The organism is Lactobacillus iners DSM 13335, from assembly GCF_000160875.1.
GTDB lineage: Bacteria > Bacillota > Bacilli > Lactobacillales > Lactobacillaceae > Lactobacillus > Lactobacillus iners.
The window spans coordinates 100,143-117,478 of the sequence record NZ_GG700801.1; the positions used below are offsets into that span (position 1 = coordinate 100,143).

The window sequence follows — 17,336 nt, forward strand, 5'->3', positions numbered from 1 at the left end:
TTAATTAGTCATTTTTTACTTAAAATTAAGTGATACTGTAAATTGATCATTACTATTAGCAGCAATATGCTGTTCACCTAATTTATCTTTGATATCAATTGTTTTGCCATACTGATCTGGTAACCCTCTAAAAGGCTCCACACATAAAAATGGTGCTTTTTTATTTTCAGGGCTCCAAACTGCCAAATATGGAAAATCTGCGATATCTTCGGTAACTTGATGTGCATCCCTACAACTAATAAGAGATACAGTCTTAATATCACTAATATCATAAATCTTAACACCATTATCAAGCATAGGATAATTTAACTCTAATTTCCCATTCTGTAATTGTGTATCAGCAATTTTTCCATTTCTAAATGGATTAGGTTCTACTAATAATGTTGGCAAAGAATTCAATTTAGGTTCGAATTGCAAACTATAATTGGATAAATCGCTATTCAAATTAAAGCCTGGATGAAATCCGAATGAATAATACATATCTTTAGCATCATTATTATCAATTTCATAATTGATGTGCAAATAAGTATCTTCCAAAGTATATGTTATTGTAACAGTATAAGAATATGGATAAACTAATTTAGTTTCTTCAGTAGCACTATGTTGCAACACCAGTTTATTCTTTTGCTTATCTACAATTTTGAAAACCCGATCTCTTAAAAAACCATGTTGTTTCATATTGTATTCTTTACCATCAATTAAATATTTATTTTCATATGATCTACCGATAAAGGGAAATAAAACTGGTGCATGCCTGCCCCAATATTTAGCATCAGCATACCAAATATATGAGAAATTATCTTTAAGGCTCTTAACTTCTTGAACTTCTGCCCCAAGTAAAGCAACCTTTATTGCTAAAACATCATTTTCAATCGTAACTTGTTTCATAAATTTAAAACCTCTTCTAAATAAAAAGCAAAAATCTGAATTAATGGGCTATCTTCAGACTTTTGCTTTTAATATAAACTAATATAGGAGGATATCTAAAAAACATTATTTTTAGAAATAGCAAGGGAAATTAAATATGCTAAATTATACTTAGTCCAATAAATATCCTTATAAATAGAATCACTACATTTTCAACGAATTAGTCTTAATGACATCACCGACTACTGCTAATTTATAACCTTGTGCAAGCTTATCTTTTCTACATGCATGCACAACCTGAAACTTACCTTTTTTAACTAATCTAGGATTAGCAGTAACTACATTTTCAGATAAACTAGTGTTAGTTCCACTAATTACTATGACAACTACCTTGTATCCTTCAGACGTAACTTGTAGGGGTGCATAGTGTAAAGTATCATTATATAACTCAATAACTGATCCCTTAGGTACATAAAACATTTTAGCTTCTCGATTAGGATCAATAGTACCATAAGTCTCTAGCGTTTGCCTTTTGCCTAAAACCATAATTACATCATCTAACATAATATTAACTTCAGAACATTGATGGTATTCAAAAGCAGTAAATTCTTCTGAATGACCAAAGGTAAGACCAACATCAATAGGCATATCACCAAAAATATCATATTTTATTTTATTAATTAAATGTTTGCTTTCAAGTTCTTTAATTGGTGAAACATATTTCATGCCATCTTTAGGTTTAGCATATTGACTAATTACATCATCAATCTCACTAACATTGTCAAAAGGATATACAACACCATAATCGCTAAAAGATGAATCGTGAATATCATAAATTTTATAATTGGGATTTATTTGCCGAAATTTATCTATTGTATCCATAATGTCACACTTTTAATCGTGATATACACCTTCAGCCCACTTCTTATTTTCTTCATCAAAGAAGTGTTCATTGCCAGTTTGCTCTGGATTAGGTGTTGCTATATGATCGATTTTTTCAATAAGTTTCTTATTTTCTGGTGTTTCATGATATTTTTCATTCAAAAATGCATCAGCAATATAGAAGATAAAATCTCTACCTAAAACTATGCCACCTATACCTAAAATATTAGCATTCAATTCACGCTTGGCATATTTAGCCTGAGCAACATCACCTACCATAGCTGCTCGAACGCCATCATTTTTATCTGCAGCGGTAGAAATTCCGATACCTGTACCACACATTACAATTGCAACATCAGCACGGCCTGTAGCAACTGCTTCGGCTGCTCTTTTTCCATAAATAGGATAATGTGTTCTAGAATTATCATAAGTACCAAAATCAAGAACTTGGTAACCTTCATCTTTTAAATGATCAGATAAAGCCATCTTAATCGGTGTAACAATATGATCATTAGCTAAAGCAACAACAACATGCTTATCAATAGCAGGATCTACATATTCTGGTTGTGGTCTATCATTATCTAACATTCTTAAAAACCTCCTAATTAAATCATCTTTTCAAGCATATCTAATCTAACTTGATGACGTCCACCAGCATATTCAGTATGTAAATAATACTCAATAATGGACTTAGCTAGAGTTTCTCCTACAATGCCACTACCAATTGCTAATGCCTTAGCACCATTATGCATAGCTGTCATATGACCAGTTCTCTCTTCATTGACATCGGCTGTTACCATTCCTTTAACTTTATTCGATGCCATAGCAGAACCAACACCATATTTATCAAACATAATAGCTTTTTTAATATTATTTTCTAAAACTTCGTGGGTAACTTTAAGACTAGATTCAACAAAATCTTCAGCTGGTTCAGGAGTTACATCCACCACTTCATAATCATTGCTTGTCAACCATTCTTTTATAGTCTCTTTTAAAGCAAATCCATCCTTATCACTACCAATAACTACTTTCATTTTTACTCCTCATGAATTATCTATTTCTATAAATTGACCATAGTAATCAACTAATTTTTTAGCAACATCGTGATTAGTTATTAAACGATCTATATCTGATAATTTATAAAAATTATAAAAATCATTTTTATTCAATTTAAACTTATCACATACAACATATTTATGAACTGCACGGTCAAGAACGATTTTTTGCGTTAACCCTTCTTCCATATTTGCTGTCATCAAGGCATCATCTATAATGCCATTAACACCAACAAATGCTCGATCATATCCCATAGATTTCAAATCATGATTAGCTAATGCACCAATACATGCTCCACTAGTTCTTCTATAACTTCCACCTATCAAAATAAGATCATAATTATTAGCATTCTGTCTAGCTGCTTCAAAGACAGGGATTGAATTAGTAACTAATCTTAATTTTTTTTGCTTTAATTCAGCGACCATAAATTCTAAAGTTGTACCTGGGCCAACGTATACAGTTTCTCCATCTTTAATAAGTTTAGCAGCTTTTTTAGCAACTTCTTTTTTTTCAGGAACGTGAATCTCACGTTTCTCATTGAAATTCTTTTCTATAATAAGTGAACTAGAGACAGATTGTGCTCCTCCGTGAACACGTAAAACTTTGCCTCGACGATCCAACTCTCGCAAATCTCTCCTGATAGTCATTTCAGAGACATTCATCATATTAGCTAAATCAGATACCTGTACTATTTCTTCAGTGCTCAGAATATTAACAATTTTACTAAATCGTTCTTGTTTTAACATAGCTACCACCTTGCCAAAAATGTTTCTTTATTATTATCTTTAAAACAATTCTAACATTTTCGAACAACGGTTTTAATAATAAAAGCGATGTTTTTTCACCGTTTTTACTACTATAATTATTCTACCGTAAGTTTATTTTTCCACGACTTTGCACCAATCAAAGCATGGTTAAGATTTTCAATATTTTCTTTACCTTGTGTTGCCAACCAATTACGACCAACGCTTTCACCTTCTGCTGCAAAAGGCTTAATAGATGGTTTCCACGTAGCTCTACCACACAATACCCCATTAAATTCCGCACCTGCTTCTTCAGCCATCTTTAATTCAGCAATAAATTCTTCTGAAGTTACACCTGCTGATAAGAATATATATGGTAAATCGGTCAAATCTGATTGTTTTTTAAACATTGCCTTAGCTTCATCAACAGTATATAAAGCCTTGTTATCACCGTTGAATCCAGCTACATAATGAATATTAAACGGAACTTCTACCTTTAAAACTGTTACTTCATATTGTGGCTTAGAAAACTCTTCCATAGTCATAAATACTTTCTTCGGTTTTATTTTGGCATATTCTTCACTCTTAACTGAATCCATTGATCCATCATAAGTTACAACTTCTAAGAAGAAAGCTAAGCCATAAGCCTTGGTTTCTGCCCCAACTCTTTCTACAAATGCTTTTTTCTTATCATTAATTGCATCGGGTTCTTCAGGGTCATAATATAGCATAAACTTAACTGCATCTGCTCCCTCTTCTTTTATTCTACGAACAGATTGGTTAGCAATTAAATCACACATTCTTCCAGGTTCAGTAGTATCGTATCCTGTTTTCTCATAAGCTAAAATCAAGCCACAATTTTTATCTCTAACCTTAGTTGCAGGTAATCCATATTCAGGATCAGTTAAAATAGCTGATGCGTAAGGGGTCAACTCTGATGAAATAGCTTTTTTGAAATCAACAATGGTAGTTTCATCTGCAGGTTTATTAGCTGCTTCTGCTAACATTTTCTTTAATGATCCTCTTTGATCAATAGCTACAGCACTAATAACCCCATCTTCATTAGATAATCTTTCCATGTGTTTGGCAACTTCTACTGTAATATTTCTCATTTAAAAACCTCTTTTAATTTAAACTTATCTTTTTAATTACAATTATGATTATTTAGGTAGACCTCGATAATCATAGTATTTTTTACTGTTACGATTATTTTTAAACAATATGAGTATCAGAAATTTTCTTATACCATTCGGCACTCTTTTTTGGATATCTTTTTTGAGTTTTAAAATCAACGTAAAAAAGACCATAACGCTTTTCATAGCCATTAGACCATGAAAAGACATCCATCAATGACCAGATAAAATATCCTTTCACATTTGCACCATCAGATATAGCATCTGCTATTACCTCTAAGTGTTTTTTCACATAATCAATACGTGCATCATCATAAACAGTATTATTCTCAAATACGTCCTTATATCCTAGACCATTTTCCGTAATATAAATTTTTTTGTAATTTGGATAATCCTTTTTTACCCTCATAATTTGATCATATAATCCTTTAGGATATATCATCCAATCCCAATCAGTACGTGGTACATCAACATCAAATACACGTTGACCTACACCCTTAATTTGATATTTAGATCCACCTTTATTTCCTGTTGAATTATGTGTAATCTCAGTGTCGCCATCAAAAGCTTTCATCCAATCACTCATATAATAATTTATTCCTAAAAAATCATTTAAATTTTTAGCAGCATTTAAAACTTTAAAATCTTCTGGACGTAAATCGAGTTTTCCACCATTTACAGCCAATATATGTTCAACACCTTTTATGGTTTCATCAGAATACTTTCCCAAAAAAGTAGCATCCAAAATAAATTTATTATGAATAATATCATCTAGTTCAGCAGCTCGGACATCTTCAGGATTTTCTGGATCATACGGATATTTTGTAGGTAATGCATGAACAACTCCAATTTCACCATTATATCCTCCATCTTTAAACAATTTAACAGTACGTGCATGTGCTACCATCATATTATGATGAGATTGAAAAACTTTGGCTAAATCATATTTAATACCCGGTGGAAATTTTCCTATTAGATATTGACCCTCTCCTATCGGTCCAATTTCATTAAACGTAGTCCAATAATTGATTTCTGGATATTCCTTAAAGCAAAATTCAGCATAATCGACAAAATGATCAATATTTTCTCTATTTAAGAAATCACCATTTTCATGTAAAATTTCAGGTGTATCAAAATGATGTAATGTAACAAATGGCTCAACATTTCGCTTATGACATTCTGCAAAAAGTTTATGATAGAACTCAACACCTTTATAATTAACTTTGCCGTATCCTTCTGGAAAAATTCTAGACCATGCTATAGATACACGAATACCATTTATTCCATATTCTTGTGCTAATTTTAAATCTATCGGATATTTATGATAGAAATCACTTGCAGGTTCCGCAGTATACCAATAATTTTCTTTTAAATACTTATCCCATGCTACAGGACCTTTTCCATCTTCGTGAGTAGCTCCTTCTGCTTGATAAGCTGCTGTAGCACCACCAAAGATAAAATCTTTAGGTAATATTTTTTCCATTTCAAAAACCTTCTCTTACTATTTATAAAAACAGGAGAGGCATATTCAAACCTTTCCCATTTAGACTCTAGTTTTTAATTTGTTCTTCAACAAATTTCAGTGCACCTAATCCATCTCTAGTCAGTTTTATATACTGAACACCTTCAGTTTTAGCTAATTTTATGCCTAATCTATCGGTTTCAGCTTTCATATCAACATAATTAGAAGCTACTTGAGGTGCTAAAATAACAAGCTGATATTGTGGTAAAATTTCACGATGAGATCCATAGCTACCAGCAGCTGCTGTAATAGGGACATTATAATCTTTAGCTGCTTTATTCAAAGCATTGGCTAACAAACCACTTGTTCCGCCGCCTGCACAAAGTACAAGAACATTCGTTTGTTTTACATCATTACCAACTTTAGATATATTATTTTTTTCTAAAATTGCATCTGCCTTAGATGTATCAAAATTAGCAGCAACTTTATCCTTTAAATTATTAGAACAATTACCAGATATCTCGTGTTCTAGAATCTGATTATCGTAAACCTTGAAAAATGGATAATAAATAATAACATCTACCGCAATTAAAGTAATAGCCAAAACAACTGACCATAATCCAAAACCAGTGCCCATAATAATTCCAATAGGGCCAGGGGTAGTCCATGGCAAATTAACACTAAAACTGTTCATACCAAGTACATCTACAAAGAATTTAAAAATCCATACATTAGCTATAGGAGCAAAAACAAATGGTATAAAGAAAATTGGATTTAATACTAATGGTGCTCCAAACAAAATTGGTTCATTAACCCCAAAGAAAGTAGGAACCACTGAAGCACGACCAATGGCACGATTTTGTTTAGACTTAGCCAACCACATAAACATGAATGGTACAACAAGTGTTGCTCCTGTGCCTCCCATGGTAACTATAAACATTTGAGTACCTGAAGTTAAAATTTTATCAGCATGTTGACCAGCTTGTAGCAATTTGAAATTAGTTTCAATATTAGCGTAAGTAATAGCAGCTATAGCTGGTTCTACAATAGAGGGACCATGAATACCAATAAACCAAAATAGAGCATATGCACCAAATATAATGGTAATACCTACATACCCATCTGCTGCTTTAAAAAGTGGAGCAATAACTTTTCCAATAGCCGGAGCTACTCCAGTACCTAGACTTCTACGCACTAATAAATCTAATGCATATAAAACTAATATTGAAAGTGCAAATGGTATTACGTCTTTAAATACCTGTGATATGTTAGGCGGAACTTCTTCAGGCATTCGAATAGTAACATTCTTTTTTATACAAATTTTATATATATTTACTACAATGAAAGCTGCAATAAAAGCAGATAGTAGGCCTTTTGTTCCTAAGAAATCACTTGAAAAGCCTCCTTGAATACTATCAGATGCAAGAATAAGAAATCCTGTAATAGAAGCTAACATAGTAGATATAAAATTAACTTGATTTGTCTTATCCATATCCCTATTAATAGAATCAGTTAATGATTTTGCTGTAGTACCAGCAACAAGAAATGCTACGATTCCCATAGTGTAATTATATGGTTTCATTAATAGTTCAACGACATCTTTACCCCACCTTATACCAAAAATATTTGGAACAAATGCAATTAGTAAAAATATGCTGGAAAACAAAATCACAGGCATACTTGCAATAAAACCGTCCCTAATTGCCCTAAGATAAATATTTCTAGAAACTTTTTCAAAAAAAGGTTTTCCTTTTTCTATTTTTGAAATTAATACATTCATACAACTATCCTTTCTTATAAAGTGCAATAATATGTTTCATCAAATCACGTAACAAAATAGCTGTCATCAAGTGATCTTGACCATGCATTAATGTAACACTAAATTCAATATTCTTACCTGCAGCTTCTTTGGAAAGAAGATCAGTTTGAACACTGTGTGCCTTATTAAGACACTCATCACCAGATGCAATTAACTGCTCCGCTTTATCATATTCACCATTCTTAGCAGCATCTAAAGCCTCTAAAAATTTAGAGCGAGCATCACCAGCATAAGCTACAATTTCAAAACCTAAAAGTGTAAGTTGTTCTTTATCCAAATCTCTTACCTCCTAAAAATATAGTAATTACCTTTTTTAACGCTTAACTATATGCAATTTTTACGTCAAATAAATTACTTGCATTATAGACTGCTTTCAATATTCATAATCGCAAAGCTCAAGATAACGCTTTCATCTAATTCACAATATAATAATATCACTTTTTCGAACAAAATCAAACACTAAAGATAAAAAACATGTTCGATTAATGATAAAATAAACACATTCGAACAGCAATTAATTTATTCTACTTAGTTTACATATTAAGGACAATAAAATAAGCATAACTGAAACACGTAATCAGTTATGCTTACTTTTGTATAATTACATAATAACAATTTATTTTTTGGAATATACAATCATTAAATAATACTACTAACAATAGAATAATTATTGTATAACGTAAAAAACTATATTATCTTCGTACGTCATTATTAGTAGTAATTCCTGGTATAAAACTAACCGGCAAATTGATTCTCCTGATCTCAAAATTATCAGAATATCTTATTTCTTCATCTAATTGCTTAACAGCATACTCTGCTATCATATCTACTGGTTGACGAATAGATGAAATATTTAATGAATCTTCCTCTGTAATTTTCCAACCATCAAATCCAATAATTTGAATATCTTCTGGTACTCTTATACCCTTCATCCTCAATTCATTGAGCAATACAATAGCTATTTCATCAGTATGCGTAAAAACACCAATATCACCCAAATTATTTTCAGACAATAATTTTTTTACTATTTTATCTATATCCTTACGAAACTGACTAATTTTTCGACTTGAAGCAACTGTTAATACATCCGCCATTAATCCATTATTATGACAATAATCCATAAAGCCGGACCTTCTTGCAATCATTGAAACAGAATCTTGATTAGTAGTACCAATAAAATAATATCTTTTCACATTTCTTAATTGCAATTCTTTTGCCGCTAAACTACCACCAGAATAATTATCAGACGTAACCAATGGAAAGATCCCTGTTGATTCTTTTTCTATAGACACAAATGGTATATCAGAACGAATATGAGTTGTTAAATTTGAATATGAAACAGAAATAATACCAGCAGCTCTCTGTTCTTCAGCCATTTTAACATAATCTTTTTCTAACTTATAATCATTCTCGGATATACATAAAATCATCTTATATCCTAAACTATTTAGTTTTTTTTGAATCCAAAAAGTTAATTCTGAAAAATACGGGCTCCAAACTGTAGGAACTACAAAAATAACAAAAGGTGAGCAATTGTTTTTTAATAACCTAGCTGTATTATTTACAACATAATTTAATTTTTTTATCGCCTGTTCTATACTTTTAGCAACTACAGGTCGTACTTTTTTACCATTAATATAATTTGAAACAGTACCTACTGAAACCCCGGCTTCACGGGCGACGTCCTTCATATTAGTCAAGACTAACTACTACCCCTTCATATGGTTTAAGATAAATCGTTCTATCATTAATATTTATATCTTTTTCATAATTACTTAAAATCACTTTAGAAATATTTCCAACATTTTTTGGAACTTCAAATTTTTTATTATAAGCACATAGTGAACATACAATTAATTTTTTATGACCAGAAAGCTCCCTAATAAAAGCATATATTTCAGAATCATTGATATATAACGGTCTGAACTCTCCATCGATCATTATACTATCTTCTTTTCTAAGTTGTAATAATTTTTGATAAAAGCGATATATAGAATCACTAGACTGTAAATCTTTTTTAACATTTATAGATTTATAATTTGAATTAACATCAAACCACGGTTTAACATCCGAGAACCCTGAATTTCGATCAAAATTCCACTGCATAGGTGTACGTGCATTATCACGAGTTTTCCTATTGACCATTTCTAAAGCTTTTTCTGGCGATATCTGTTTATCTATGAAAAAATTGTAATTATAATGAGCTTCTATATCTTTAAGCTCATTAATATTAGTAATATGTAAATTAGTCATACCTATCTCTTCGCCTTCAAAAATGAATGGCGTACCTTTTTGAAGAATGTACATCATTGCTAGTACTTTAGCAGACTTAATTCTATATTTATCATCATTTCCAAATCTAGAAACGATGCGTGGCTGATCATGATTACCTAGATAATTAGTATTCCATGATAATTTTTCTTGCCATTTATTCATTGCACAACGCAAATCATTCAGTTTATACATGACATCAGAATATCTACCAAATTTACCATAATCTACATGCATATGTTCAAATTGAAATACCATATCTAACTCATTGCGATATGGATCAACATACTTTTTTGCTTCTTCAGGTGTTGTATGTGGTGTTTCACCAATTGTGATTATATTATATTTACTTAAAACCTCACTATTCATTTCTTGCAAATATTCATGAATATGTGGTCCATTAGATATATTATAATAATAAGCTCCATATCTCTGGTGATTTTCCAGAGGAACATTATCAAATTTTTCTGGTTTTGAAATGAGGCTAATCGAGTCCATTCTAAAACCATCCACCCCCTTGTCAAGCCAAAACTTCATCATATGATATATAGATTGTCTCACTTTGACATTATTCCAATTCAAATCGGGTTGTTGTTCTGAAAACAAATGCAAATAATATTGTTTACGTTCAGCTACATATGTCCAAGCAGATCCGCCGAATGCTGAACCCAAATTCGATGGTTCGGTTCCATCAGGTTTCGGATCTCTCCAAATATAATAATCACTATACTGATTATTTTTACTTTTTTTTGACTCTAAAAACCATTTATGTTTATCCGAGGTATGATTTACTACTAAATCAAGTATTATTTTGAGATTCTTTTTATGAGCAGATATCAACAATTTTTCAAAATCACTCATTGTACCATAAATGGAATTTATACTTTCATAATCTTCTATATCATATCCATTATCTACAAGTGGTGACTTAAAAATTGGAGTAATCCATATACTATTTGCACCTAATTCCTTTATATAGTCTAATTTACTCTCAAGTCCGTTTATATCACCAATTCCATCATTATTTGAATCTTTAAAACTTTGAATATATACCTCATAAACTATAGTTTTCTTTTTCCAATCTTTTAAACTCATTCATCCTCCTCACTAACTAATGTACTTATCTCATTTTCATATTTAATTTGTTTTTGAGCATCTAAAACAAGTTCTTTTATCTTTTCAGGACTTATATAACTATCTAACGGTTCCATAGTTATAGCCAATGCTAACGATAAATTCATACCCGTAAGTAATATTGTATGTGGTCTATTAATATACAGGAAAAACTTTTGATTTACAGATCCACCTAAAATATCAGTCAACACTACAATTTCATCATCAGAATCTATGTTTTCAAACATACTTTTTATTGTTTCATCTATGGGTACATTATCAACATATGCGGTAAGTACTGTTATTTTCAACTTATCTCCTGCAAAAAATTCCAGTGTATCCTTCATTCCTTGAGCTAAGTTAGAATGTGAAGCAATAATAATGTGTCTATTTATTTTCATACAATTATACTCCCTTATTTGACTACTCCCAGTATGCCAGTAAATGATCCTAACAAACAAATCAATATTATTAAACCTATAATTTTAGTTGGGGTTATATTCTTCTTTCCTAATAACCAGTACACAAATATAGTAACAGCAACTGGTAACAAAGCTGGCATTATTTTATCCAAAATTCCATTTTGTAATGATAAAATCACTTTACCAGTCTTAAATTTAAGAGGTATAAACACTTTTACTACAGTAGGAATAAGACATCCTATAACCATTAATCCCATAATTGAAATAGCATCCGTAAAAATGTTTATCTTCTTTCCTAATGACGTAACCAATTTAGTTCCTGAATTATATCCAGTTTTAAATAACCAAACTTTTAAGAAATAAAAAATTGCCTGCAATATCATCCATATTACGGCACCAGTTGCATTTCCCTGTACAGCCATATAACCAGCAATTGAACCCATTATCGTAGGTATCAAAATCCAGAATATAGAATCACCTACACCAGAAAAAGGACCCATCAAGGATGTTTTTAAAGATTGTACTGCATTCTTAGCTTTTATACCTTCATTTTCTTCCATAGCTAATGTTGCACCTAAAATTACGTTAGCCATTAATGGATTAGCATTAAAATATTTGTAATGATTATCCATAGCTTCAATATATTCTTTATCATCCTTATAAATTTTTCTGAGAGCTTTTCTCATTGAAAATGCAACTGATGGTGCTTGCTGAGTTTCAAAATTGTAACCTAGACCAGCAGAAAAAATCCACCGACGAAACATTTTATTAAGATCTTTTTTTGTTAATTTACAATTTTCATCTGTAATATGACTATTTTCGTTACTCATCAAAATCGTCTCCCTCACATTCACCACTTTGTACTACAGTACCATTAGCAAGATTTGCATTATCAATTTTTTTTAGAATTTATACGATAAGTTTCATAAGTAGCAGCTAATCCTATTAATGCAATAGCTAAAACAGGTAATTTCAAATACCCAGCTAGAACAAAACCTATAATTAAAAATGAAAAATATTTCTTGACGGGCATATATCTAAGTAACATACCTATACCCACTACAGGTAGCATTCCTCCAGCTATTGTCAACCCATTGGTAAACCATCCAGGTATAACTTTCAAAATAAATTTTACTATTGGCGTACCAAAGAAAACTACTAATGATATCGGAATCACATATTTAAGCATCCATACAGCAATAGTTAAATAAAATATAGCATCTATTTTTGCATACTTTTTTTCATGTAGCATCTTTTGAGACCAATGTGCAAAGAAATTATTAATTATTTTAATTAATACATCTAATTGCAATGTAAATATTCCAACTGGCAACCCAACTGCTACTGCTGTTCCTATAGAAGCACCTGTCCTAATTGCAATAAATACTGCGACAATTGTAGCTACACCATATTCAGGTATAGACGAACCACCAATTGCTGCTACACCTAATGACATTAATTGTAATGTTCCTCCAATAGCTAATCCTATACTAATATTTCCCATTATCAGCCCAATTATCATACCGATTATAACAGGCCAATTACCAGTTATCTGATTACCTGTACCGTTATCCCACGCCATATAAGCTGCAACAATAATGACTAAAATATTTTGTAAAATAATAGACATTTTCATTCCTCCTTATTTTTCAAAACAGCTTCAAGTTCAATTTCATTTTCATCATCAGGTGTATATTCAAAGAAAACTCTGATGTTTTTTGATGCAATTTTTTTGAGATCTGAAACCTCTTGATCATTCATAGCTACATGGTTTGTATATGGTTTCCTGCCCTTTTCTTCAAATAAAGCACCTACATTGACACTTTTAATTTCTATTCCTGCATTAACCAAATCTAAAATTATTCTAGGTTCTTTTACAATAAGAAATACAGAATGAGTATCATATTTTCCCGCTTTAAAATTTTTAATAGCATCGTCTATACTTATAATAGACATACCTGTACCAGCTGGTTTTCCCATTCTCATACTTGCTTTAACAAGCTCATTATTACTTATTTCGTCATCTACTACCATAAAGCGTTTAGGATGTAAAACTTTGTTCCATTGATTTACAGTAATACCATGAATCAAACGCTGATCTATTCGTGCTAAAACAATAGGCATAATATTATATCTCCTTACTTAAAACGATTTAAGTGTAAAAATTGTTTTATATAACTTAATAATTACTTGGCTTTTTTATATAAATTGAAACGTTTCATTTACATTGCATATTATATCATTATTTCACCACTATGCAAACGCTATCTTTTTAATTTTTTGAATTCTAATTCTCAAACGGTAATTTTTTTTACACTCAGTTGTTTATGTTCATAAAAATACCCTCCTTACTGGTTTGTCCAGTAAAGAGGGTACATATCAAATTCGGAGGATTTTTTTGTTGTAATGATTATGCAAACTACATATCTGTATTATCTGTCCACAATTCGCATTGGGTCATTACTGTTTGGACAGCATCTTCCATACCCTTAGGAGGATATCGATGCTGTTTAAGAAGCTTTTTAATCATCATACGCATTTTAGCACGTTCAGAATCACGCTTTTGCCAATCAATCGTACGATTCTTACGAAGAGCTTCCGTAAGTTCTTTAGTGATGGCAATCAGCTCATCATTTTCATAGAAATCCTTAATAGCTTGTGGTTTAGTTAATGCATCATAAAATGCTAGCTCATCTTCTGAAAGCCCAAGTTGATCACCAGCTTTATGAGCATCTCGAATTTGCTTCGCCATCTTAAGTAGCTCTTCAATAACTTCTTCATTGGTCAACATACCATTTAAGTATTTATTCATTACACCTTGAATAATTTCACTAAATTTTTCAGATTTAACGACATTTGTGCGTCTGTATATATGAACCTGTTCAGCTATCAATTTCTTTAGCAGTTCAACAGCAAGATTCTTTTCCTTCATCTTGGAAATTTCTTCCAAAAATTTAGAATCAAAAAGAGAAAATTCCGTTTTGACATCTGAGAATAAATCAATAACGCCATCGCTCTTTATGCTTGCCTTCAATAACTCATTAATCCGAGCATTCATTTCCGGCAAAGATATTTTGTTACCTTCACCTTGATTTATAAGACGCATGACAAGAACACGAACAGATTCAAAGAATGCAGCCTCAACTCGTAAATCACGTTCAACTAGTGAAGAACAAAGAGATAGTGCCTGAGAAAGCAGCAGAGATTCTTTAAGAAAATCTTCTCGCTTTTTATTTTTATCAGTACCAACAATGAAGTTAACGCCTCCAGTAATTGCTTTTGAACGCTCTAAATCATAACCTTTGATAAATCTTGAATAATCATAACCGTGGAATAAATCACGACAAATAGAAAGTTTTTCAAGAAATTTAGGATAAGCAATTTTAGCGATATCTGTATCACCATAGTTATTTTTATCACGTGACGTATAATCGTTCATTGCTTGCTTCAATGCAGAGGCAATGCCAACATAATCAACGATTAAGCCTCCTTCTTTATTCTTGAAAACACGGTTTACACGAGCAATAGCTTGCATTAGATTGTATCCTTGCATTGGCTTATAAACGTACATAGTGGCAAGGGAAGGTACATCAAAGCCAGTCAGCCACATGTCAACAACGATGGCAATTTTCATCTCACTATTGTTATCTTTAAATTCTCTTGCCAACTCATCACGATGATGTTTATTTCCAATAATAGATCGCCATTCTTCGGGATCTTTGTTACTATCAGTCATAACAACCTTAACTTTTTTAGTCCAGCTTGGACTATGCTCAAGCATTCGCTTGTAAATTTTCATAGCAATCTCACGAGAATATGCAACAATCATTGCTTTTCCAGTTAATAGGTTTTCTCGATAATTCTCATAATGGTTAATAATATCTCTAACAAGGGTATCTATGGTTGTATCATTGCCCAGAATAGCTTCCATTTGTCCAAGGTCACGTTTACTTTTTTCAATCACTTCAGGATCGGCATTATTGGCCATTATGTCATATTCATTATCAATCAAATGTAAAGTTGCCTCATCAAACTTAAGCTTAATGACTCGACTTTCATAATAAACAGGTCTCGTTGCACCATCTTCAACAGCTTGTGTCATATCATAAATGTCGATGTAGTCACCAAAAACCTCACGAGTATTTCTATCTTTTTTTGCAATGGGCGTACCAGTAAAACCTATATAAGTAGCATTAGGAAGGCTGTCACGAATAACACGTGCTGTGCCAATTTTTATCTCACCAGTTTTGGCATTAACTCTTTCCTTTAAGCCATATTGACTACGATGTGCTTCATCTGCCATGACAATGATATTTCGCCGCTTGGATAACGGCTCGGAAGATTCTTCAAACTTTTGCATCGTCGTAAAGATAATGCCATTGGCTTTCCTACCATTGAGCCAATCTTTTAATCCAATATCATTTTTACCAGAAGTTTCAACTAATTTTCTGCAGGTTGCATGAACAGGAATTTGACGTAAAAAATCCTTACATTTGGCAAACTGACTATAAAGTTGATCATCAAGATCGTTACGATCCGTAATAACAACAATAGTTGGACTATCGAGAGCTTCTTGTAAAAGATGTGCATAGAAAACCATAGACAGCGATTTACCACTACCTTGTGTATGCCAGAAAACACCGCCTTTACCATCTGTAACTGTTGCACGCTTAGTTGATTCAATAGCTTTATTAACAGCAAAATATTGGTGGTAGGCAGCTAGAATCTTAATTTTATTAAGCCCGTCATTAGAGAAACAAATAAAATTTTTAATGATATCTAGCAGCCGTACTTTATCAAACATCCCTTCAAAAAAGGTATCAAACTGAGCGTACTGTGTATTTTCATAGCTTCCATCTTTAGTTTTCCACTCCATAAATCGATCTTCACCAGAAGTAATAGTTCCTGCCTTGCTGATTAATTGATCACTAATAACGCATATACAATTATAAATAAACATGGATGGAATTTCTTGCATATAATTTCTAATTTGCAAGTATCCTTCAGAAGCATCTGTTTCCTCACGAGCAGGAGATTTTAATTCAATAAGAACAAGAGGCAATCCATTTAAAAAAAGGATAACATCAGGACGTTTATTGCTATTTTCAATAAAAGTCCATTGATTTGCTACTACAAAGCGATTGTTATCAGGCTTTTTGTAATCAAGTAGATAAACAAGACCAGAACATTCTTCATCATTAACGAAATACTTAACTTCAATTCCATTTTGAAGATAATTCATGAATAGTTCGTTCTTTTGGACAAGTTCAGCATTTTCAAAGTTTTTTAGCTTATAAAGAGCGTCTTGAATAGCAGCTTCAGGCATAGATGGATTAAGTCTATATAATGCAGCTATTAATTCTTCATCGTACAATGGGCTATAAAAATCTCTTTCAATTTTTGGCCCGTATACATGATAATAGCCCATATTTCGAAAGAGTTCTACTATGGAATTCTCATAATTCGCTTCCTTATATAATCCTGACATAGCACTTTCTCCCTTATTTTTTTCTACCATTATACTCCGTTTGATAGAACTATAGTCATTAATGTAGCGTTGTTATATGA

General features: G+C 31.7%; 16 protein-coding genes. All 16 read right to left on the reverse strand.

Annotation, left to right across the window (positions count from 1 at the left end):
* Positions 1-15: 15 nt before the first annotated feature.
* The 16 genes from HMPREF0520_RS00480 to HMPREF0520_RS00555 all read right to left on the reverse strand — a co-directional run bounded on the left by HMPREF0520_RS00480 (position 16) and on the right by HMPREF0520_RS00555 (position 17,256).
* A complete protein-coding gene (locus HMPREF0520_RS00480; RefSeq protein ID WP_006728934.1) occupies positions 16-888 on the reverse strand; it encodes an aldose 1-epimerase family protein in 873 nt (290 codons plus the stop codon).
* Between the two features lie 183 nt (positions 889-1,071).
* Positions 1,072-1,749 carry a DUF4867 family protein gene (locus tag HMPREF0520_RS00485; protein ID WP_006728935.1) on the reverse strand — a complete coding sequence of 226 codons (678 nt, stop codon included), beginning with the start codon at positions 1,747-1,749 and terminating at the stop codon, positions 1,072-1,074.
* A 12-nt stretch (positions 1,750-1,761) separates the two neighbouring features.
* Positions 1,762-2,337: a galactose-6-phosphate isomerase subunit LacB gene (lacB, locus tag HMPREF0520_RS00490; protein WP_006728936.1), complete on the reverse strand. Its 576-nt coding sequence runs from the start codon at positions 2,335-2,337 to the stop codon at positions 1,762-1,764.
* A gap of 17 nt (positions 2,338-2,354) precedes the next feature.
* Complete coding sequence (gene lacA, locus HMPREF0520_RS00495; RefSeq protein WP_006728937.1) at positions 2,355-2,783, reverse strand: galactose-6-phosphate isomerase subunit LacA; 429 nt, start codon at positions 2,781-2,783, stop codon at positions 2,355-2,357.
* A gap of 9 nt (positions 2,784-2,792) precedes the next feature.
* Positions 2,793-3,551 carry a DeoR/GlpR family DNA-binding transcription regulator gene (locus HMPREF0520_RS00500; RefSeq protein ID WP_006730383.1) on the reverse strand — a complete coding sequence of 253 codons (759 nt, stop codon included), beginning with the start codon at positions 3,549-3,551 and terminating at the stop codon, positions 2,793-2,795.
* A 116-nt stretch (positions 3,552-3,667) separates the two neighbouring features.
* A complete protein-coding gene (locus tag HMPREF0520_RS00505) occupies positions 3,668-4,660 on the reverse strand; it encodes a tagatose 1,6-diphosphate aldolase (RefSeq protein WP_006728939.1) in 993 nt (330 codons plus the stop codon).
* A gap of 100 nt (positions 4,661-4,760) precedes the next feature.
* Positions 4,761-6,164, reverse strand: coding sequence for a 6-phospho-beta-galactosidase (gene lacG, locus HMPREF0520_RS00510; protein WP_006728940.1), 1,404 nt, complete (start codon positions 6,162-6,164; stop codon positions 4,761-4,763).
* 67 nt (positions 6,165-6,231) lie between these two features.
* Positions 6,232-7,923, reverse strand: coding sequence for a lactose-specific PTS transporter subunit EIIC (locus tag HMPREF0520_RS00515; RefSeq protein WP_006728941.1), 1,692 nt, complete (start codon positions 7,921-7,923; stop codon positions 6,232-6,234).
* A gap of 4 nt (positions 7,924-7,927) precedes the next feature.
* Positions 7,928-8,239, reverse strand: coding sequence for a PTS lactose/cellobiose transporter subunit IIA (locus tag HMPREF0520_RS00520; RefSeq protein WP_006728942.1), 312 nt, complete (start codon positions 8,237-8,239; stop codon positions 7,928-7,930).
* 415 nt (positions 8,240-8,654) lie between these two features.
* Positions 8,655-9,662 (reverse strand): substrate-binding domain-containing protein, encoded by a 1,008-nt coding sequence (locus HMPREF0520_RS00525; RefSeq protein WP_006735926.1) that lies wholly within the window; start codon positions 9,660-9,662, stop codon positions 8,655-8,657.
* Positions 9,655-11,328 carry an alpha-glucosidase gene (locus tag HMPREF0520_RS00530; protein ID WP_006728944.1) on the reverse strand — a complete coding sequence of 558 codons (1,674 nt, stop codon included), beginning with the start codon at positions 11,326-11,328 and terminating at the stop codon, positions 9,655-9,657. Before HMPREF0520_RS00530 ends, HMPREF0520_RS00525 begins: the two co-directional genes overlap by 8 nt.
* Positions 11,325-11,747 (reverse strand): PTS sugar transporter subunit IIA, encoded by a 423-nt coding sequence (locus tag HMPREF0520_RS00535; protein WP_006728945.1) that lies wholly within the window; start codon positions 11,745-11,747, stop codon positions 11,325-11,327. Before HMPREF0520_RS00535 ends, HMPREF0520_RS00530 begins: the two co-directional genes overlap by 4 nt.
* A 14-nt stretch (positions 11,748-11,761) precedes the next feature.
* Positions 11,762-12,598 (reverse strand): PTS system mannose/fructose/sorbose family transporter subunit IID, encoded by an 837-nt coding sequence (locus tag HMPREF0520_RS00540; protein ID WP_006728946.1) that lies wholly within the window; start codon positions 12,596-12,598, stop codon positions 11,762-11,764.
* 62 nt (positions 12,599-12,660) lie between these two features.
* Positions 12,661-13,398 carry a PTS mannose/fructose/sorbose/N-acetylgalactosamine transporter subunit IIC gene (locus tag HMPREF0520_RS00545; RefSeq protein WP_010222171.1) on the reverse strand — a complete coding sequence of 246 codons (738 nt, stop codon included), beginning with the start codon at positions 13,396-13,398 and terminating at the stop codon, positions 12,661-12,663.
* A gap of 2 nt (positions 13,399-13,400) precedes the next feature.
* The gene (locus tag HMPREF0520_RS00550) at positions 13,401-13,892 is read right to left on the reverse strand and encodes a PTS sugar transporter subunit IIB (RefSeq protein ID WP_006728948.1); all 492 of its coding nucleotides are present in this window, start codon (positions 13,890-13,892) and stop codon (positions 13,401-13,403) included.
* A gap of 295 nt (positions 13,893-14,187) precedes the next feature.
* Positions 14,188-17,256, reverse strand: a complete 3,069-nt coding sequence (locus tag HMPREF0520_RS00555) for a type I restriction endonuclease subunit R (protein WP_010222168.1) — start codon at positions 17,254-17,256, stop codon at positions 14,188-14,190.
* Positions 17,257-17,336: the final 80 nt, after the last annotated feature.